At 67.7% G+C, this 19,179-nt stretch carries 21 protein-coding genes; 11 read left to right on the top strand and 10 right to left on the bottom strand.

The annotated features are described in order from the left end of the window. Nucleotides 1–23 precede the first annotated feature (23 nt). Nucleotides 24–1,520: an ATP-binding cassette domain-containing protein gene (locus tag ITJ61_RS06165; RefSeq protein ID WP_194685783.1), complete on the bottom strand. Its 1,497-nt coding sequence runs from the start codon at nt 1,518–1,520 to the stop codon at nt 24–26. 478 nt (nt 1,521–1,998) lie between these two features. On the opposite strand from ITJ61_RS06165, the gene ITJ61_RS06160 reads away from it, so the two are divergent. From ITJ61_RS06160 to ilvA, 6 genes are all read left to right on the top strand, one after another. Continuing rightward, on the top strand, nt 1,999–2,367 hold the full coding sequence (locus ITJ61_RS06160; protein ID WP_104241648.1) for a hypothetical protein: 369 nt from the start codon (nt 1,999–2,001) through the stop codon (nt 2,365–2,367). A gap of 99 nt (nt 2,368–2,466) precedes the next feature. Further along, complete coding sequence (gene lipB, locus ITJ61_RS06155; RefSeq protein WP_104298526.1) at nt 2,467–3,114, top strand: lipoyl(octanoyl) transferase LipB; 648 nt, start codon at nt 2,467–2,469, stop codon at nt 3,112–3,114. After that, nucleotides 3,111–4,103, top strand: coding sequence for a lipoyl synthase (gene lipA, locus ITJ61_RS06150; RefSeq protein ID WP_104298527.1), 993 nt, complete (start codon nt 3,111–3,113; stop codon nt 4,101–4,103). Before lipB ends, lipA begins: the two co-directional genes overlap by 4 nt. Nucleotides 4,104–4,142: 39 nt before the next feature. After that, nucleotides 4,143–4,712, top strand: a complete 570-nt coding sequence (locus ITJ61_RS06145; protein WP_104241645.1) for a LemA family protein — start codon at nt 4,143–4,145, stop codon at nt 4,710–4,712. A 40-nt stretch (nt 4,713–4,752) separates the two neighbouring features. Then, a complete protein-coding gene (locus ITJ61_RS06140; RefSeq protein ID WP_104241644.1) occupies nt 4,753–5,985 on the top strand; it encodes an AI-2E family transporter in 1,233 nt (410 codons plus the stop codon). Further along, on the top strand, nt 5,982–7,229 hold the full coding sequence (ilvA, locus tag ITJ61_RS06135) for a threonine ammonia-lyase (protein WP_104241643.1): 1,248 nt from the start codon (nt 5,982–5,984) through the stop codon (nt 7,227–7,229). Before ITJ61_RS06140 ends, ilvA begins: the two co-directional genes overlap by 4 nt. 87 nt (nt 7,230–7,316) lie before the next feature. On the opposite strand, the gene greA is transcribed toward ilvA, so the two are convergent. Continuing rightward, entirely contained in the window at nt 7,317–7,802 is a 486-nt protein-coding gene (gene greA / locus ITJ61_RS06130) for a transcription elongation factor GreA (RefSeq protein WP_104241642.1), read from the bottom strand. 67 nt (nt 7,803–7,869) lie between these two features. Beyond that, complete coding sequence (locus ITJ61_RS06125) at nt 7,870–8,310, bottom strand: DUF4307 domain-containing protein (protein ID WP_104241641.1); 441 nt, start codon at nt 8,308–8,310, stop codon at nt 7,870–7,872. 109 nt (nt 8,311–8,419) lie between these two features. Between ITJ61_RS06125 and mca the strand changes: the two genes are divergently transcribed. Next, the gene (mca, locus tag ITJ61_RS06120) at nt 8,420–9,301 is read left to right on the top strand and encodes a mycothiol conjugate amidase Mca (RefSeq protein WP_104241640.1); all 882 of its coding nucleotides are present in this window, start codon (nt 8,420–8,422) and stop codon (nt 9,299–9,301) included. Further along, complete coding sequence (locus tag ITJ61_RS06115) at nt 9,298–9,651, top strand: hypothetical protein (RefSeq protein ID WP_194685782.1); 354 nt, start codon at nt 9,298–9,300, stop codon at nt 9,649–9,651. The genes mca and ITJ61_RS06115 overlap by 4 nt, the downstream gene beginning before the upstream one ends. On the opposite strand, the gene trhA is transcribed toward ITJ61_RS06115, so the two are convergent. Beyond that, nucleotides 9,648–10,388 (bottom strand): PAQR family membrane homeostasis protein TrhA, encoded by a 741-nt coding sequence (gene trhA / locus ITJ61_RS06110; protein ID WP_194685781.1) that lies wholly within the window; start codon nt 10,386–10,388, stop codon nt 9,648–9,650. The genes ITJ61_RS06115 and trhA overlap by 4 nt on opposite strands. A 70-nt stretch (nt 10,389–10,458) precedes the next feature. Between trhA and ITJ61_RS06105 the strand changes: the two genes are divergently transcribed. From ITJ61_RS06105 to ITJ61_RS06095, 3 genes are all read left to right on the top strand, one after another. Continuing rightward, the gene (locus ITJ61_RS06105; protein ID WP_374953192.1) at nt 10,459–11,235 is read left to right on the top strand and encodes an isoprenyl transferase; all 777 of its coding nucleotides are present in this window, start codon (nt 10,459–10,461) and stop codon (nt 11,233–11,235) included. Nucleotides 11,236–11,493: 258 nt separating this feature from the next. Then, the gene (locus ITJ61_RS06100; protein WP_323744385.1) at nt 11,494–12,813 is read left to right on the top strand and encodes a PhoH family protein; all 1,320 of its coding nucleotides are present in this window, start codon (nt 11,494–11,496) and stop codon (nt 12,811–12,813) included. 102 nt (nt 12,814–12,915) lie between these two features. Next, on the top strand, nt 12,916–13,542 hold the full coding sequence (locus tag ITJ61_RS06095; RefSeq protein ID WP_104241637.1) for a prepilin peptidase: 627 nt from the start codon (nt 12,916–12,918) through the stop codon (nt 13,540–13,542). A gap of 104 nt (nt 13,543–13,646) precedes the next feature. Here ITJ61_RS06095 and ITJ61_RS06090 read toward each other — a convergent pair whose 3' ends face one another. The 6 genes from ITJ61_RS06090 to fbaA form a co-directional block, all read right to left on the bottom strand. After that, entirely contained in the window at nt 13,647–15,047 is a 1,401-nt protein-coding gene (locus ITJ61_RS06090; protein ID WP_104306979.1) for a class II fumarate hydratase, read from the bottom strand. A gap of 62 nt (nt 15,048–15,109) precedes the next feature. After that, nucleotides 15,110–15,757, bottom strand: coding sequence for a DUF4245 family protein (locus tag ITJ61_RS06085; RefSeq protein ID WP_104241635.1), 648 nt, complete (start codon nt 15,755–15,757; stop codon nt 15,110–15,112). Further along, the gene (locus ITJ61_RS06080) at nt 15,757–15,993 is read right to left on the bottom strand and encodes an exodeoxyribonuclease VII small subunit (RefSeq protein ID WP_104241634.1); all 237 of its coding nucleotides are present in this window, start codon (nt 15,991–15,993) and stop codon (nt 15,757–15,759) included. The genes ITJ61_RS06085 and ITJ61_RS06080 overlap by 1 nt, the downstream gene beginning before the upstream one ends. Then, a complete protein-coding gene (gene xseA / locus ITJ61_RS06075) occupies nt 15,990–17,270 on the bottom strand; it encodes an exodeoxyribonuclease VII large subunit (RefSeq protein WP_323744304.1) in 1,281 nt (426 codons plus the stop codon). Before xseA ends, ITJ61_RS06080 begins: the two co-directional genes overlap by 4 nt. Nucleotides 17,271–17,480: 210 nt before the next feature. Beyond that, nucleotides 17,481–17,927, bottom strand: coding sequence for a DUF6264 family protein (locus ITJ61_RS06070; protein ID WP_146080500.1), 447 nt, complete (start codon nt 17,925–17,927; stop codon nt 17,481–17,483). Then, a complete protein-coding gene (gene fbaA / locus ITJ61_RS06065; protein ID WP_104241631.1) occupies nt 17,924–18,949 on the bottom strand; it encodes a class II fructose-bisphosphate aldolase in 1,026 nt (341 codons plus the stop codon). The genes ITJ61_RS06070 and fbaA overlap by 4 nt, the downstream gene beginning before the upstream one ends. Between the last annotated feature and the right edge of the window lie 230 nt (nt 18,950–19,179).

Genomic DNA, 19,179 nt, shown 5'->3' with positions numbered 1-19,179 from the left:
GGTCTCGGTGGCGAGCCAACCTGCTACGTGGCCGTGGCTGCTCGGCGCCCAACACGTTCCACGCGCTGGGCGCCGAGCATCGCATGCACGATCATGTCCTCGTCGAGCAGCTCTGAGCGTCCCTCGAGCGCGGTCCTGCCGTTGGCGAGCACCACGACGCGGTGGCTCCACCTGAGCAGCTCGGTGAGATCTGTGCCCAGGAACACGACCGCCGTGCCGGTCTCGGCGAGGCTGTGGAGGAAGGTGAAGACGGCACGACGTGCGCCGACGTCGACGCCCTGCGTCGGGTGAGCGAGCACGAGCACCGTGCCGCCGCGCTCGACGGCACGGATGAACTCGGCTTTCTGCTGGTCTCCGCCCGAGAGCTCAGCGAGCGCGGTGTGGATGCTCGCGGTGTTGATGCGCAGTCGGTGCACGAGGTCGATCATCTTCCTCGCCCGCGAGATCTCCGCGCCGAGGGTCGCATCAGTCGCGCCGACGCCGTGGATGAGGCTCCGGTCGGCGTCGAACCCCGGAACCGCGTCCGCGAGGAAACTCACGCCGTGAGCTTCGGCGACGCCTGCCTCTGCCAGGTCGACAGGCTCCCCGAACAGTTCCACGTGGCCCTGCTGCGGGCGGGTCGCGCCACCGAGGATCTCGATGAGCTGACGGACGCCCGAGTCGTGCGTCCCTGTGACGCCAACGACCTCGCCCGGCCGCACGTGGAGGTCGACGCCGTGCAGGAGGCACCCGTCGCCGACGCCGAACGCGGCGAGCGCGGCACGGTGCGCATCCTCCCCGGAGCTCGCGAGGCTCGCTTCCGCGTCCGGCAGCTCGCCGATGAGCATGACCGTGAGCTCCTCGGCGCTGAGCCCGCCGATGGGGGTGTCGATGGCGATCGTGCCGTCACGGAGCAGGAGGACGCGGTCGACGATCGACTGCACCTCGTCCATGCGGTGCGTGATGTACAGGATGCTTCGGCCCTGCGAGGCGAGCTGCCGGAGCACTCGGTGCAGGAGCGCGATCTCGTGGTCCGCGAGCGTGACGGCCACCTCGTCGATCACGACGAGCTGCGCCTCCTCGGCGAGCATGCGAACGACCTCGACGAGCGCGCGACGACCCCGGTCGAGCTCATCGATCATCGCGTGAAGATCGAGTTCGGTGCTGGTCTGCTCGACGAGTTCCCGTGCGCGTTCGAGAACCGCCTCGTGCGACTCATCGGCCCGATAGGTGTTGCGGAAGAGCGCCTGCGCGACCGTCAGGCCCCTCGGCGGCTCCGCGTTCTGGGTGATCACTCCCACGCCGCAGGCCTGCGCCTCCGCGAGTGAGGCAGGCGCGTACGGCTCCTCGCCGAGAATCATGGTTCCGGACTCGAGCTGCTGGCGTCCGACGAGTGTGCTCACGAGCGTGCTCTTTCCTGCGCCGTTGACGCCGATGAGCCCGACGATCTGCCCCCGATACAGGGTGAGGTCGACCGCCCGGAGCACCTGTCGGTTGCCGTACGAAGTCGTTGCGCCGATCAGGTGCACAAGAGTTTCCATCGTTCCCCCTCGATAGATGTGCGAAGCGTGATTCCGAAAGCGAAACAGCTCCGCGTGTCTGCCCCCTCGCGGAGATCCGCGAACTCAGACGACTCGAATCTATACGAGATCGGCGCTCTGCATGGCCAGAGCGCCGCTCGGGTGTGCGCTACTGTCGTTTCGGCTGCTATCTGCAGCTGATGCCGACACGTACAACGTCGGCCTGATGTTCACGCGCAGACACCTTTCTCGCCGGTCGATCGGATGAGGGAACCGGATCTACCTGCCGTGTGGACGACGGCCGACGTGACGGGGCGGCCGCTCCGTGAGCATGCAGGACCGCTCGCGTACGGTGCGCCGCTCGCAGATCGTTGTCTCGTCGGCATGGGGGAGTCGGATGCCTCATTCACTTCGACAGGGACGATGGTGCAGGACGACATCTGACCTGCAGGTCCGGGGTCGATGAGGCGGCGACACAAAAACAAGGGGGAGACAAGACATGAGTTCACTCGATGAGGCCATCAACCAGCTGCTGAGCATCGAAGGCGCGACGGGGGCCGCGATCGTCGACTACGCAAGCGGCATGGCGCTGGCGCAGGGCGGCAATCCGTCGTTCGATCTCGGCATCGCCGCCGCGGGCAACGCCAACGTCGTGCGCGCGAAGCTCAGCACGATGTCCGAGCTCGGCATCGCCGATGAGATCGACGACATCCTGATCACGCTGAGTTCGCAGTACCACCTCATCAACGTCCTCAACTCGCAGGGGTCGAGCGGTCTGTTCATCTATCTGGTGCTCAATCGCACGAGCGCCAACCTGGCCCTGGCTCGCCACAAGCTGAAGGTGGTTGCTGCGCAGATCGCGGTGTAACCGGCGTCGGTCGTGCCGGCGCGAGGGGTGGCCAGGACGGCGCCCCTCGTGTTGGCGAGTAGTTGTTGTACTTCGTACAGAATATGCAACACTGTCGTCATGATGCATGTGCTGACGCCGGGATTCGAGCCCACCACGGTCGACTACGCGGAGGCTCTCGCGCTCCAGCGGCGGCTGCACGCCGAGCGCGTTCGGGGAGACCGGGGCGACGCGCTTGTCCTCCTCGAGCACCCGAGCGTCTACACGGCGGGGCGCCTCACCAGGCGGAGCGAACGGCCCAGCGACGGCACGCCCGTCGTCGAGGTCGACCGCGGAGGGCGGCTGACCTGGCATGGGCCCGGCCAGCTCGTCGGCTATCCGATCGTCAAGCTGCCCGAGCCTATCGACGTCGTCGCACACGTCCGTCGCCTCGAGGCGGCCCTCATCGAGCTCGTCGCCGAGTTCGGCGTCGAGGGCGTGCAGGTCGACGGCCGTTCCGGCGTGTGGGTCGAGGACGACCACGGTGCTCGCAAGATCGCCGCGATCGGGGTCCGTGTCGTCGAAGGCTGCACGATGCACGGCTTCGCGCTCAACTGCTCCAACTCCCTCGAGCCCTTCAGCCGCATCGTGCCGTGCGGCATCGCAGACGCCGGAGTCACGTCCCTGAGTGCCGAGCTCGGGCGGTCGATCACCCCCGCGGAGGTTGCTCCGAGAGCGGCCGAACTACTCACCGCTCACCTCGGTGTCGACGCGGGAGTCGCAGCGTGACGATCAAGCCCGAGGGCCGCAAGCTGCTCCGCGTCGAGGCGCGGAACGCCCAGACACCCATTGAGCGCAAGCCGGAGTGGATCAAGACGAGAGCGAAGATGGGGCCGGAGTTCCGGCAGGTCTCGGAGCTCGTCAAGGCGGGCGGCCTGCACACCGTCTGCCAGGAGGCAGGCTGCCCGAACATCTACGAATGCTGGGAGGACAGGGAGGCCACGTTCCTCATCGGCGGTTCGCAGTGCACCCGTCGCTGCGACTTCTGCCAGATCGATACGGGCAAGCCTGCCGACTACGACACCGACGAGCCGCGCAGGGTGGCGGAGTCCGTCACGACCATGGGGCTGCGCTACGCGACCGTGACCGGAGTCGCCCGTGATGACCTGCCGGACGAGGGCGCCTGGCTGCACGCGGAGACGGTCCGGCGCATCCACGCCGAGAACCCGGGGACCGGTGTCGAGATCCTCGCGACGGACTTCTCCGGCAACCCTGCGCTTCTCGGAGAGGTCTTCTCCTCGAGGCCCGAGGTGTTCGCGCACAACGTGGAGACCGTGCCTCGCATCTTCAAGCGCATCCGCCCCGCCTTCAGATACGAGCGCTCGCTCGACGTCCTCACGCAGGCCAGGGCCGCGGGGCTCGTCACGAAGTCCAACCTGATCCTCGGCATGGGGGAGGAGCGCGATGAGATCGAGCAGGCGCTCGTCGACCTTCACGATGCGGGCTGCGACATCATCACGCTCACGCAGTACCTCCGGCCGAGCCCAAGGCACCTGCCCGTGGCGCGGTGGGTCAAGCCGCAGGAGTTCATCGCGCTCAAGGCCGTGGCCGAGGAGATCGGCTTCCTCGGGGTGCTCGCCGGCCCGCTCGTCCGCTCCTCCTACCGCGCCGGTCGACTCTGGGCACAGGCTGCTCGACGCCGCGGGATGCCCATCCCGCAGCATCTTCAGCACCTCGCGGACTCCGCATCCAGCGAATTCGCTCAAGCGGTGGGCTGACCCCGCCGTCTCGCAGTCGAGGCGGGTTACCATTCCGGCATGCTCGAAGTCTGGATCGCCGTCGGAGCCGTGCTCCTCATCGTCATCGCCGTAGTCGTCTACGTCGTCGCCACCAACCGCTCGCTCAAGCGCCTGAGCGCCCGCGTCGACGGAGCGTGGAGCGACATCACGACGCAACTGGCGGCCCGTGAGGAGCTACTCCCGCAGCTCGAGACGCGTGTGCGCGGCCTCGCGACGCATGAGGACAAGGTCTTCGCGGCGTTCGAGGAGGCTCGAGCCGCGAGTTCGCGCGCGACGACGCCCGAAGAGGTGAGCGCGGCCGAGAACCTCGTGCAGGGCTCGCTGCGCGGCGTGTTCGCCGCGGCAGAGGCCTACCCGCAGCTCCAGTCCAGCCGCGAGTTCCTGCAGCTGCAGTCCGACCTCGTCGACGTGGAGAACCGCATCCAGGCGTCGCGTCGCTTCTACAACGGGGGAGTGCGCGAGTACAACACCAAGGTGAAGGTGTTCCCGAACAACCTCGTCGCGGGCCCGCTCCACTTCGAGCAGCGGACCTTCTTCGAGGTCGCCGACCGGGCTGCCATCTCGCAGCCCCCTCGGGTGCAGTTCTAATGGCATCGCAGCGTCCGCGGGCGCTCCTAGTATTGAGCCTATGACCGAACGCGACCTCGACGAGACTGCCGCCAAGGCGGCATCGCCGAGAACCGGCTCCACCCTGGCGCAGAACCCCACGCCAGCGCTCCGCAACGAGAGCGAGGACGAGCTCGTGCCCCGGGGGCTGCGCATCGGCGCGGCCTGGGCCTGGCGCACCGTGGCCATCCTGCTGGCCCTGATTCCCCTCGGGTGGCTCGTCGCACAGGCCTCGATCCTCGTCATTCCGCTGCTCGTGGCCGCGCTCCTGGCGTCGCTGCTCGCACCGCTCATGAAGTGGCTCGTGGGTGTCGGCCTCCCGAGGTGGGCGGCGCTCATCCTGTCGCTCATCGTCCTGCTGGTCGCGATCGGCACGCTGATCAGCCTGGTCGTCAGCCAGTTCGCGCAAGGCTTCAACCTCGACCTGGGCAAGCTCGAGGCTCAGTACCAGCTGGCGCTGCAGTTCCTCAGAGACTCCCCGCTGCATGTCACCGAGGAGCAAGTCGACGCGGGACTCAGCGAGATCGTCGGCTGGGTGCAGTCGAACGTGAACTCCATCGCGTCCCAGGCGGTCTCGGTCGGCTCCAATGTCGTCGCCTTCCTCGCCGGCACGCTCGTCACCGCCTTCGCCCTGATCTTCTATCTCCTCGACGGCCGCAGCATCTGGCTCTTCATCGTGTCGATCTTCCCCAAGAAGGCGCGCGCCGCCATCGACGGTGCTGGCCAGCGGGGCTGGATCTCGGTCGGCCACTACGTGCGCGTCCAGGTGCTCGTCGCGCTCATCGACGCCGTCGGCATCTACCTCGGTGCCGTCATCCTGCAGGTGCCGTTCGCGTTGCCGATCGGCGTGATCGTCTTCCTCGCGTCGTTCGTCCCCTACATCGGCGCGATCTCGGCCGGCACGATCGCCGTCGCCGTGGCGCTGGCCTACAACGGCTTCCTCAATGCGCTCATCATGCTCATCGTCGTCGTCGCGGTCATGCAGATCGAGTCGCACATCCTGCAGCCGCTCATCATGGGCAGCGCCGTGAAACTGCACCCGCTCGCGGTGCTGTTGTCGGTGAGCGCAGGAACCATCTTCGGCGGCATCGCCGGCGCCGTCTTCGCCGTCCCCCTCGTCGCGGCAGGCAAGGTCATGGTCCAGTTCATCTCGCGTGGCACTTGGCGCGATGACCCCGACCCGACGAAGATCACGCAAACCCCCGTATCCAAGCGCGAGAAGGCCAAGCGCGAGAAGAAGGCAAGCACGGTATGACCGCTCCCACCATCACGCTGGAACAGATCGTCGCCGCACGTGAAATCGTGCGGCAGGTCATCTCCCAGACCCCCATCGACTCGGCCCGGTTCCTGTCCGAGAAGCTCGGCTCTCCTGTGCTCCTCAAGTGCGAGAACATGCAGCGCACGGGCTCGTACAAGATCCGCGGGGCGACGTACCGCCTCTCGCGGCTGAGCGAGGAGCAGCGCTCGCGTGGAGTCGTGGCCGCCTCGGCCGGCAACCACGCGCAGGGCGTCGCTTTCGCGGCCCGCGAGCTCGGCATCAAGGCGACGATCTTCATGCCGGTCGGCGTTCCGCTGCCGAAGCTGCAGGCGACCCGCGGCTACGGTGCAGAGGTCGTCCTGACCGGCGTCAACGTGGCGGATGCGCTCGTCGCGGCCAAGCAGTTCGCCGTCGACACCGGGGCCGAGTTCATCCACCCGTACGACCACGCCGACATCATCACGGGCCAGGCCACCCTCGCGCTGGACATCCTCGAGCAGGCGCCCGACGTCGACACGATCATCGTGCCCATCGGCGGCGGCGGGCTCATCTCGGGCGTCAGCGTCGCGGCGAAGCTCCTCGGCGAGCAGCGTGGGCGGCCCATCCGCATCATCGGCGTGCAGGCGGCCAACTCTGCGCCGTTCCCCGTCTCGCTCGAGGCCGGCTACCCCGTGAAGATCCAGGCTCGCCCGACCATCGCCGACGGCATCGCCGTCGACATGCCCGGCGAGATCACCTTCGAGGTGGTCCGCAATCTCGTCGACGAGGTCGTCACCGTCTCGGAAGACGACATCTCGCGCGCCATCCTGCTCCTCGTCGAGCGGGCCAAGCTCGTGGCCGAGCCGGCAGGTGCGACTGCCGTCGCTGCCATCCTCGCGGATAAGATCAAGGACGCGGGCACCACGGTCGCCATCCTGTCCGGCGGCAACATCGACCCGCTCATGCTCGAGAAGGTGCTGAGCCGCGGCCTCGCCGCCTCTGACCGCTACCTGAAGCTCGTCATCGAGCTGCAGGACGTTCCCGGACAGCTCGCGCTGATCGCGAAGACCATCAGCGAGGTGAACGCGAACGTGGTCGAGGTGCTGCACACCCGCCACAACAAGGGTCTGCAGGTGAGCCACGTCGAGCTCGAGGTGTCGGTCGAGACTCGAGGCACCGAGCACTCCCACCAGGTGATGGATGCGCTGCGTGCGCTCGGCTACCAGCCGCGGACGAGCAGGGACGCGTCCCCGCTTCCCTGATCGCGAGCACCCTCGCAGGAACGAGAAGAGGACCTCCCGCGGGAGGTCCTCTTCGTCTGCGTCAGAGTGCGTGGCCGCGTCGAACGGCTACGGGTGGAAGGTCTCGACCTCGGTGATCTCGACGTCGATGGAGTTGCCGTTCGGCGCCTCGTAGCTCGTGGATGCGCCGATCGCGAGGCCGAGGATCGAGGCTCCGAGTGGGCTCTCGCCCGAGTAGACGCGCAGCTGGGTCTGAGACGCCATCTCGCGGCTGCCGAGGAGGAACTTCTGCTCCTTGCCGCCGATCTTCGCCGTCACGACGGTGCCCGTCTCGACGATGCCGGACGCTTCTGGCGCTTCGCGGACCTCGGAGTTCTTCAGCATCGTCTCGAGCTGGTTGATGCGGGCTTCGATCTTGCCCTGCTCGTCCTTCGCCGCGTGGTAGCCGGCGTTCTCCTTGAGGTCGCCGTCTTCGCGCGCCTCTTCGATGCGCTTGGCGATCTCTTCACGACCGTTCACAGCGAGCTCGTCGAGCTCCGCCTTGAGGCGGTCATACGTCTCCTGGGTGAGCCAGGTCACCGATGGGTTAGCCATGCTGGAACTCCTTGTGCAGCCGGATACGACCAAAGCCCTGACGCGAGTCAGGGCCTCTGGTGCCATTCTACGGCAACCAGCATTCCTTCACCAAAGCCGTGGTTCCTGCCTTCGTGGTGCGCACCTGCGCGTTGAGGACCTGCGAGGCCTCGTCGGTCGCGGGGACGTCGACGATGTCCCAGCCGACGACCGCCTGCTGCTCGTCGCGGATCTCGATCGCGCACGTCGCCTCGGTTCCGGCAGGGGCGGTGATGCGGTAGTCGAAGCTCACGTTCGCGTCGTCGACGATGGAGAAGCGCACCGTGTCGGCTCGGATCGCCGAGGAGGAGACGGGGCCGACCGTGGTCGTCGCCCAGAAAGCGACGACGGCGATGACGAAGATGCCGACGACCATCCAGATCCAGCGCTCCGGCTTCTTCTCAGAGCGAGGCGCGCGGGCGCCGTAGCGGTCGACGAGGTCAGCTGAGGTGGCGGCGGTGTCGGCGCGGGTCTCGCGTTCAGCTGACACGTGGATTCCTCTCGACTGAGGGCGGGCGCGGCCAGAAAGTGCGGGCCGCGCGAGATAGGCTCTCTGTCTAGGTTAACGTTCCCCGAGGAGACCAGTGACACTTCGACTGATGGCGGTCCACGCCCATCCCGACGACGAGTCCAGCAAGGGCGCCGCGACATACGCCGCGTACCGTGCCAAGGGCGCCGAGGTCATGGTGGTGAGCTGCACCGGAGGCGAGGCCGGCGACATCCTCAACCCGGGTCTCGAGTCCGTCTCGCACGCCCAGCGCGACCTTGCGGGACTCCGGCGCGTCGAGATGGCTGCCGCCCAGGAGTTCCTCGGCGTCGAGCACCGCTGGCTCGGGTACGTCGACTCCGGCATGGCCTCGGAGGACGGATCGCTGCCGCTGAACTCGTTCGCGAGCATCCCCCTCGACATCTCCGCGCGTCCGCTGCTGCGCCTGGTCAGGGAGTTCCGCCCGCACGTGCTCGTCACGTACGACGAGAACGGCGGCTACCCGCACCCCGACCACATCCGCACCCACGACATCTCGATGCGCGTGTGGCGGGAGTCGGGCCTCGCAACGCACCCCGAGCTGGGCTCGCCTTGGCGCATCTCGAAGCTGTACTACGACCGCACCATGAACGGGAAGCGGGCAGACAGCCTCCTGCAGCACATCAAGGCGCTCGACCCCGAGTCGCCGCTGCTCGAGCGCCTCGAGCAGATGCTCGCCTGGATGCGAGACAAGCCGAGCAACGTGACGACGCAGATCCAGATCGACGAGTTCTTCGACGCCCGCGACTCAGCGCTCCGCTCGCACGCGAGCCAGGTGGCGCCTGACAGCGGGTTCTTCGCGATTCCTCGCGACATCGAGGCCGCGGCGTACCCGTACGACGACTTCGAGCTCGTCGACTCCCGAGTGGATGCCCCGACGCCAGAGACCGACCTGTTCTCGGGCGTCGACGAACGCAACGACGACAAGCAGGGCGCTGCGGAGGCCTCCGAGTGATGCTGCTCGCCTCCGCCCAGTCCTGGGTGCTGTCGCTTGCGGCGACGGCGCCGACGCCTGGGGAGGAGCTGCCCTTCAACCCAGACGACGTGACGCCGGGCCCGCTCGGCTTCTTCGTCTTCATCTTCGTGGCCGTCGCGACCGGCCTCCTGGTGATGGACCTCATCCGCCGCACGAGTCGGGTGCAGGCGAGGGCTCGTATCCGCGAACAGCTGCAGGCCGAGATGGCAGCGAAGGAGGGCACGGTGGCCGAGGGCACCGAGAGCCCTCAGCTCGGCCAGGAGCCCGAGGAGCAGGTGGCGCCTGAGCATCGCGAGCCCGACCACGAACCCCCGGCGGCCAAGCCCTAGGCGAAGACCGGCGGGTCGATGCAGAGCAGCAGGATGCCCGTCCACTGGCTGAGGAACGCCAGCACCGTGAACACGTGGAACAGCTCGTGGAAGCCGAAGTGCCCCGGCCAGAAATTGGGGCGTTTGAGCGCGTAGAAGACGGCGCCAGCCGTGTAGAACAAGCCGCCGACGACGATGAGCACCACCGTGGCCACGTTCACCGCGGCGATGTCGCCGAGGTAGGCGACGGCGGCCCAGCCGAGCGCGATGTACAGGGCGACGTACAGCCACCGCGGGGCGCCGATCCAGAACACGCGGAAGCAGATGCCAAGCAGCGCTGCGCCCCAGACGATCGCGAACAGCGGCCACCCCTTCTCCGGCGGCAGCGCGACCAGCGCTATGGGTGCGTAGGTCCCAGAGATGAGCAGGAAGATGTTCGCGTGATCGAACCGCTTGAGGGCGACCCGCGTCTTCTCGCTCCAGTTGAAGCGGTGGTAGAGCGCGGAGATGCCGAAGAGCAGCCAGGAGCAGATCGCGTAGAGCGCGCAGGCCAGCTTGGCGGTCGTGCCCTCGGCGAGCACGATGAGCACGATCCCCGCCGCGATCGAGACGGGAAGCGTGCCGGCGTGCACCCAGCCGCGCCACGATGGCTTCGCCTCGGCGACGCTCGCGCCTGATTGAGCTTCGAGCAGGGGCAAGTGCACGGCGGGCTCCTGGCCCGAGTCGAGTTCCGAATCCGCGTGATGTTCTGAAGCCACCCTCGCACTCTACGCGGCCCCGTGCACGTGCATCTGACCCGTGGTCCGGTACGTTGTTCGAACCATGTCGATGATTCCCACGAGCCTGCGGAGCTTCCTGTACGGGCTGTACACGAGGCGACTGCGCCGATCTCTGCACGGTCGTCCCAAGCCGAAGCACGTCGCGATGATCATCGACGGCAACCGGCGTTGGGCCAGGCAGCTCGGGTTGCGGGATGCGGCCCAGGGGCATGCAGCGGGGGCCGCCAAGATGATGGAGTTCCTCGCCTGGTGCGACCGGGAAGGCGTCCAGGTCGTGACCCTCTACCTCCTGTCGAACGACAACCTCAAGAACCGCAGCAGCGAAGAGCTCGACGCGCTCATCGACATCATCGAGAAGCTCGCGATGCAGATCGCCGACAACGCGCGCTGGCGGGTGCACCACGCCGGATCTCCCGAGCACCTCCCTTCCGGACTCGGGGCGACGCTCGAGCGTCTGCAACGCGACACGGCGCAGCGTCGAGGCATGCACGTGAACCTCGCGGTCGGGTACGGAGGCCGCAGCGAGATCGTCGACGCGATGCGCAGGATCGTGCGCGCACACGCGGCAGATGGTGGCGACGTCGCGGCCCTCGCGGACATCCTCACGCCTGACCTCATCGCCGAGCACCTCTACACGGGCGGCCAGCCGGACCCCGACCTGGTCATCCGCACCTCCGGTGAGCAGCGGCTCAGCGACTTCATGCTGTGGCAGTCTGCGCACTCCGAGTTCTACTTCGTCGAGGCCCTGGGACCCGACCTGCGCGAGGTCGATTTCCTCCGCGCGCTGCGCGACTTCGCGTCCCGCCAGCGACGCTACGGCCAGTAGCCGCGACGCTCCCAGACACGACACAAAATTTAACTTTCGCCTGCGCGTGGCGTGGTCTCCGCCGTCGTACGTTAATGCCATCAGGTACGGTGCCTGATCGAAACGGCCACAGGTTCCCGAAGTTCGTTTCCCCCTACCGAGTGCCCCTGTGGTCGGAACGTAACCCAGCGACGAGCGAGAGCTTGGCGAAGGAGCGGAACTGCCGTGATACCCGCACAGCGCAACACCGACCACCTCGAGAACGAGGAAGGGGGCGCCGTGCATGTCGCGGTTCCCGACTCGTCCATCTCGACCCGCACCTACGTGCTCGACACGTCGGTGCTGCTCAGCGATCCGAGGGCACTCTTCCGCTTCGCGGAGCACGCGGTCGTCATCCCCGTGGTCGTGATCACGGAGCTGGAGAAGAAGCGCCACGACCCGGAGATCGGGTACTTCGCCCGCCAGGCGCTCAGGTTCCTCGACGAGCTGCGCATCAAGCATGAGCGCCTCGATTTCCCCATCGCCATCGGGGAGGCAGGCGGCACGCTGCGCGTCGAGCTCAACCACTCGAACATGAGCGTCCTCCCCAGCGGAATGCAGCTGGGAGACAACGACACGCGCATCCTGGCCGTCGCGCAGAACCTCGCTAGTGAGGGCCTCGCCGTGACGGTGGTGTCCAAGGACCTCCCGATGCGCGTGAAAGCCTCGGCGATCGGCCTGGCAGCTGAGGAGTACCGAGCCGAGCTGGCCCGCGACACCGGTTACACGGGGGTCGCCGAGATATCCCTCGGCGCGGACGAGCTCGACACGCTGTACACGGACGAGACGGTCGCGACCGCCACCGTCGACGAACTGCCCATCAACACGAGCCTCGTGATCCACTCGGACCGCGGATCAGCACTCGGACGCGTGTCGGGGAAGGGCGCCGTCCGACTCGTCCGCGGCGACTTGGACGTGTTCGGCGTGCACGGGCGGTCTGCGGAGCAGCGACTCGCCATCGACCTGCTGCTCGACCCCTCGATCGGCATCGTCTCCCTCGGCGGACGCGCGGGCACTGGGAAGAGTGCCCTCGCCCTGGCCGCAGGGCTCGAGTCGGTGCTCGAGCGCGGGCTGCACCGGAAGATCATGGTCTTCCGACCGCTCTTCGCCGTCGGCGGGCAGGAGCTCGGCTTCCTGCCCGGCGATCAGGGCGAGAAGATGAACCCGTGGGGCCAGGCGGTCTACGACGCCCTGTCGGCGATCGTGTCGGAGAACGTCATCGACGAGGTCATGGACCGGGGGATGCTCGAGATCCTGCCCCTGACGCACATCCGGGGCCGGTCGCTGCACGACGCGTTCGTGATCGTCGACGAGGCGCAGTCGCTCGAGCGGAACGTGCTGCTCACGATGCTCTCTCGGATCGGCAAGAACTCTCGCGTGGTGCTCACCCATGATGTGGCGCAGCGGGACAACCTGCGCGTCGGCCGGCACGATGGGGTGGCCTCGGTCATCGAGACCTTGAAGGGACACAAGCTCTTCGCCCACATGACGCTCACGCGGTCCGAGCGCAGCGACATCGCGGCGCTCGTCACGGAGCTGCTCGGCGACTACGAGGTGTGATGGGGACGCGGGCCCGGCTCGGTTGCGCTGCACCGAGTCGGGCCTCGACCTGGCCTGTGGGGAACTTCTGCGGGTGGCTCCAGATCTGACTAGTGTCCGGGCATGGCAGAACGTGCGGAGGCCGACCCCCTTACTGTGACGGGGCCGGATCCCCTGCGCGGTGCTTCGGACGCGCAGGGTCCGGTCCCGCGGTCACGGTGGTCGCGCGCCGGAGCGGCGCTGTGCGTCGGGGCGCTGCTCGTGATCGGCGTGGCATCGGCGGTCCCGCAGCACCCGGAGCTCCTGCCGGCGGCGCTCGCCGTCGCAGCGGTTACTCCACGACTCGTGGCGGTGGATGCCCGGGAGCACCGGCTGCCGAATCGCCTCGTCGCGCTCGGGGCGCTCGGGGTCCTCATCGCCTGGGTCGCCGACTGGGCGCTGCACGGAACGCCGGATCTTCTCGCCGCCGCCACCGGCGCCGCGGCAGGGGCCGTCCTGCTCGTCCTGGCGCTCACCGGCGGCCTCGGCATGGGCGATGTGAAGCTCGGGGCCGTGCTCAGCTGGGCGGCGGCGCTCGTCGACCCCTCGCTCGCCGTGCTCCTCGGCGTGCTGGCGATCCTCATCGGGGGAGTGCAGAGCGTCGTCGTCCTGGCACGGACCCGGGATCGCCGTCGCAGCATCGCGTTCGGGCCGGCGCTGCTCGCCGGGTACTGGCTTCCCGTCTTGTGGCTCGCCGTGCCGTTCGGGTAGTGCCGGCGCTCGCGCTCGCGCTCGTGCTGTCGAGGCGCAGGCCTCTGGGGACGCAGAAGGCCCGCCGGGTTCTCCCGGCGGGCCTTCTGCTGTCGGCTCTTCGCCTACAGGTTGGGCGTGGTCATGCTGAGCACGTCGAGCTTCTCGTCGAGCTGCTCTTCCGTGATGTCGCCGCGCTCGACGTAGCCGAGGTCGATGACGGACTGGCGCACCGTGACCTTGTTGGCAACCGAGTACTTCGCGATCTTGGCTGCCGCCTCGTACCCGATGATGCGGTTGAGCGGGGTCACGATCGAGGGCGACGACTCGGCGAGCGCGCGGGCACGCTCCTCGTTCGCGACGAGGCCATCGACGGTCTTGTCGGCGAGCACACGCACGCCATTGGAGAGGAGGCGAATCGACTCGAGGAGCGCGGTTCCCATGACCGGGATCTGCACGTTGAGCTCGAACGAGCCGGACGCTCCGCCGAAGACGATGGCTGCGTCGTTGCCGATGACGCGCGAGGCGACCATGAGCACGGCCTCCGGGACGACCGGGTTCACCTTGCCCGGCATGATCGAGGAGCCAGGCTGCAGGTCGGGGATCTGGATCTCGCCGAGTCCCGTGTTCGGGCCCGAGCCCATCCAGCGGAGGTCGTTGTTGATCTTGATGAGGCTCACCGCGATGGTGCGCAGCGCGCCGGAGGCCTCGACGAGGCCGTCGCGTGCGCCCTGAGCCTCGAAGTGGTCGAGGGCCTCGGTGAGCGGGAGCTTCGCGTTGTCGGCGAGCTCGGCGATGACCTGCTGAGAGAAGCCGGCAGGCGTGTTGATGCCGGTGCCGGTCGCGGTGCCGCCGAGGGGGACCTCAGCGACGCGCGAGATGGTCGACTGCACGCGCTCGATGCCGAGGCGGATCTGACGGGCGTAGCCCGCGAACTCCTGTCCCAGCGTGACCGGGGTGGCGTCCATGAGGTGCGTGCGCCCGGCCTTGACGGTGGATGCCCACTGCTGCGCCTTGCGGTCCAGGGCCTCGGCGAGGTGCGTGAGACCCGGGATGAGGTCGTTGAGGAGCGCGTCCGTCACGGCGACGTGCACGGAGGTCGGGAAGACGTCGTTCGACGACTGCGACGCGTTGACGTGGTCGTTGGGGTGGACGGGGCCGCCGAGGCCGCGCGTCGCGAGTGTCGCGAGGACCTCGTTGATGTTCATGTTCGAGGAGGTGCCGGACCCGGTCTGGTAGACGTCGACCGGGAACTGGTCGAGGTACTTGCCGTCGATGATCTGCTCAGCGGCCTCGACGATCGCGTCGGACACCGGCTGCTCGATGATTCCGAGCTTCGCGTTGACGATCGCGGCGGCGCGCTTGATGCGCGCGAGAGCGACGATCTGGCCCGGCTCGAGACCTGCACCGGAGATGGGGAAGTTCTCGACTGCGCGCTGCGTCTGCGCGGCGTAGAGGGCGTTCTTGGGAACGCGGACCTCGCCCATCGTGTCGTGCTCGATGCGGTACTCGTCTTGATTTTCCACCACGTTGTGTGACCTTTCCAGGTAGCCGATCTCTGTCCGAGCCAGCCTATCGAGTCCTGGCCTCAGTCGAGGTCGGCCGCGACCAGCTCTGCCAGCTTCGTGACCGTCTCGGGGGAGTTGTTGCCGTAGACGAGGTAGGCCTGGCCGTCCTGCTCGTGGACGAGCATGTAGGCCCGGTTGCCTGCATCCTCCGGGCTGAGGTCGGTCGCGTCGTATTCGATCCAGTCGAGGCCGCCGACCTGCACGGTGCCCGTCGGGGTGCGCTCGCGCGTCGCGTCCAGCAGCCAGGTGGGGTTGACGCCGATGCCCTGGCTGACTCCGACGTACTCGGTGGGTGCGCCCTTCGGGCCGACCAGGAAGCCGATGTACCACTCGCTGACGCCGTCGGCGCTTGTGCGGATCTCGGCTTCGTTCGCGGTCCAGTCCGCCGGAACCTGAGGCACGACCAGCGGGGCGGCGAAGTCGCCCTGCGCGCTCTGCGCCTCTGACGCGAAATCGACGTCGAAGGTCACGGGAGTGTCGTTGCGCGGCACGATCGCCACGATGAACAGCACGAGGCCAAGCGACACCAGGAGCGAGTAGACGAGGTTGTTGATCGTCTTGCGCTTCCGGTATAGCCGCGAAGACTCGGCCTTGCGCGCGAACGTCTCCTCCGGGGTCTCCGGCCGCCCGAGTTCCGCGACGACCGGTGGCTGCTTCTGCTTGGCCATCAGGCCTCGTCCAGAGCTTCGTCGTCGCGTCGACGTGCCGCCTCGAGGCGCTTCCTGGCACCGAGGAGCCAGGACTCGCAGTGCGCGGCGAGCTGCTCGCCGCGCTCCCAGAGCTTGAGCGACGCCTCGAGGGAGGCGCTGCCCTGTTCGAGCTGGCTCACGACCGAGATGAGCTCGTCGCGTGCCTGCTCGTAGCTGAGCTCGGCGATGTCGGTCTGTTCCTGCATGGTGGTCATTCTACGTTCGCCTCCGTTGCGCCGTCCGGGGCGCCTGGTGTGATGATGGCCTCGCCGCCGAGCGACGAGGCTGAGATGCGGCCATCGGCCGTTCGGATGCGGAGCTCGGTCGACGCGGGGGCGTCCTGCCATCCGGTGACGAGCGACTTCGCACCACCGTCGACGCGTTCGACGATGGAGTAGCCGCGCTCGAGCGTGCCCTGCGGCGAGAGGCCCCGCAGGTGCCTCGCCAGCGACTCGAGCCGGTCGTGCTCGCGGTCGATTCGCCGAGTGATGAGCTCTTCGCCGCGCTGGGAGGCCCGCATGAGCTCCTCGCCGCGCTGGTCGATGATCCACGATGGGTTGGCGAGCGCTGGCCGTGAGACGAGCGACTCGAGGGCGTTGGACTCGCTGCGCACACGGTCGACGATGCGCTGCAGGATGCGGGCTCTGGCCTGCTGGACGCCGGCGAGCTCCTCCGCGACGTCCGGTACGACGCGCTTGGCGGCGTCTGTTGGAGTGGAGGCGCGGAGGTCGGCGATGTCGTCGAGGATCGGACGGTCGGCCTCGTGGCCAATGGCGCTGACGACGGGCGTGGAGAGCGTCGCGACGAGGCGCACCAGGCTCTCGTCGCTGAACGGCAGCAGGTGCTGGAAGTCGCCGCCGCCTCGGGCGACGATGATGACGTCGACCTCGGGGTCGGCGTCGAGCTCGCGGAGCGCGGCCGAGACCTCGGCAACGGTGCGCTCGCCCTGCACGGGGGTGTGGATGGTGCGGAACTGCACCGCTGGCCAGCGGAGCTCGGAGTTGCGGCGCACGTCCTTCTCCGCGTCGGACTCGCGCCCCGTGATGAGACCGATGGTGCCCGGCAGGAAGGGGAGGGGCTTCTTGCGCTCGTCGGCGAAGAGGCCTTCTGCCGCCAGCTGCTTCCGGAGTCGCTCGAGCCGCTCGAGAAGATCGCCGAGCCCGACGTGCCGGAGGTCCGAGACCTGCATCGACAGCGTGCCGCCCTTGACCCAGAAGTCGGGCTTGATGCTGGCGATGACGCGGTCACCCTGCTTGAACTCGCCGTCGAGACGCTGCACGACGCTGCGCCAAGCGGTGACCGACAGGGTTGCGTCAGCGTCGAGGTCCTTGATCTTCCCGTAGGCGTGCCCACCGCGGATGCTCCAGCCGGTGAGCTCTCCCTCGATCCAGACCGACCCGAGGCGTGCGATCCAGTCGCGGACGAGCTCTGAGACGACGCTGACGGGCCACGGCGCATCCGGCGTTGACTTCGGGGGCTGGATGACGACCACGTGCCTCTTCTCGAATCTGATGTCTCCCGCTGCGGTAGCGGAGGGAGCGTGCTGCTTGGCACAGAGCATCGGCCGCCGCATGCGAGATCGAGGATATCGCGTGCGGCGGCCGATGCTTCAGTGCTGTGGAGAACCCGGCCCGCCCGGGCGGCCAGGTGGCTCGCCCGGGCAGGCACGTGGTGACGTCAGCGTGACTGCTGTCGCCACGCCCTACGTGGAGGTTGGCGTCGGCGTCGGCAGGGCGCCGCTCGAGATGGCCTCGAGCAGCTCACCGTGCATCAGGATCGCGGCGATCGTGAAGCCGAAGATCGTGATGAGGGTGACGACGGCGCCGATGATCGGGATCCACATCGCCCGCTTGCCGGCCTTCCAGCGGACGAGCGTCAGGTACAGCGTGAGGGCGTAGATCGCCGGCAGTACCAGGACAGCGGTGGTGGACAGGGAGCCGAGACCCTCAGGTCGCACGTAGCCGCTGATCCCGAAGTCCTCGTAGAGCAGGGCCATCTGGCCCGCCAACGAGTTCTCCGTGAACGTCGTCATGTTCAGGACTGTGGCGACGAGGCCGAGCACGAGGAACCCGATGCCGAGGAAGCGGTCGTTCTTCCGCTTTACCTCCTGCACCGAGTCCTGCGGCTCGGATCCCGGCGTCACGCTCACGCGGCCGAGTGACCGAACGAGCCGAGCTGCTTGGTGGCCTCGATGATGCGAGCCGCCATGGCGGTCTCGGCCTTCTTGCCCCATGAGCGGGGGTCGTAGACCTTCTTGTTGCCCACTTCGCCGTCGATCTTGAGGAAGCCGTCGTAGTTCTTCAGGACGGTGTCGGCGACGGAGCGGCTGAACGCGTACTGCGTGTCGGTGTCGATGTTCATCTTGATGACGCCGTTGCGGACCGCCTCGGCGATCTCCTCGTCGGTCGATCCCGAGCCGCCGTGGAAGACGAGGTCGAGCGGCTTGGCGCCGGTGCCGTACTTGGCTGCGAGGCCTGCCTGGATCTCCGCGAGGAGCTCGGGGCGCAGCTTGACGTTGCCCGGCTTGTAGACGCCGTGGACATTGCCGAAGGTGAGCGCGGCCATGTAGCGGCCGCGGTCGCCGAGGCCCAGTGCCTCGACGGTCGCGATGGCGTCGTCGAGCGTCGTGTACAGGTGCTCGTTGATCTCGTGCGCGACGCCGTCTTCTTCGCCGCCGACGACACCGATCTCGACTTCGAGGATCTGGTTGTTGGCCTGCGTGAGCTTCAGGATCTTCGACGCGATCTCGAGGTTCTCCGTGAGCGGCACAGCCGAGCCGTCCCACATGTGCGACTGGAAGATCGGCTCGCCGCCGCGCTTGATCTGGTCAGCGGATGCCTCGAGGAGCGGGTAGACGAAGCCGTCGAGCGCGTCCTTCGGGCAGTGGTCGGTGTGCAGCGCGACCGTGATCGGGTAGTTCTTCGCGACCTCGTGCGCGAATGCGGCCATGGCGAGCGCACCGGAGGCGCGAGCCTTGACGGACTGGCCGGCGAAGTAGTCGGCACCGCCCGTGGTGACCTGGAGGATGCCGTCTGAGCCGGCTTCGGTGAGACCCTGGAGGACGGAGTTGATCGTCGACGAGCTGGAGACGTTGATCGCTGGGTACGCGAAGCCGCCTTCCTTGGCTCGGTTCAGCATCTCGGCGTACTGGTCCGGTGTTGCGATGGGCATATGTGCTCCTTCAGCGCTTGGAACTTACGACTGAAGTCTAGCCAGGGCCGCCGACTTTCTCCGAGCGCTCGTACTAGGGTTGAGAACCGGATGGCGCGGAGCAATGGTGTCGTGTGATTGCTCGGCGAGAACGTCCACAACGCCAGCGAAAGGGACCCTTGTGACCTCATCTTCCGCCACTTCAACTCCGGAGCACGGGCAGCTCTTCGCGAACCCCGACCGCAACCTCG

This window comes from Pseudoclavibacter sp. VKM Ac-2888, from assembly GCF_015351285.1.
In the GTDB taxonomy this organism is placed as follows: domain Bacteria; phylum Actinomycetota; class Actinomycetes; order Actinomycetales; family Microbacteriaceae; genus Pseudoclavibacter.
Note: the sequence above shows the minus strand (reverse complement) of the source record. Positions and strands in the feature narration are given on the sequence as shown.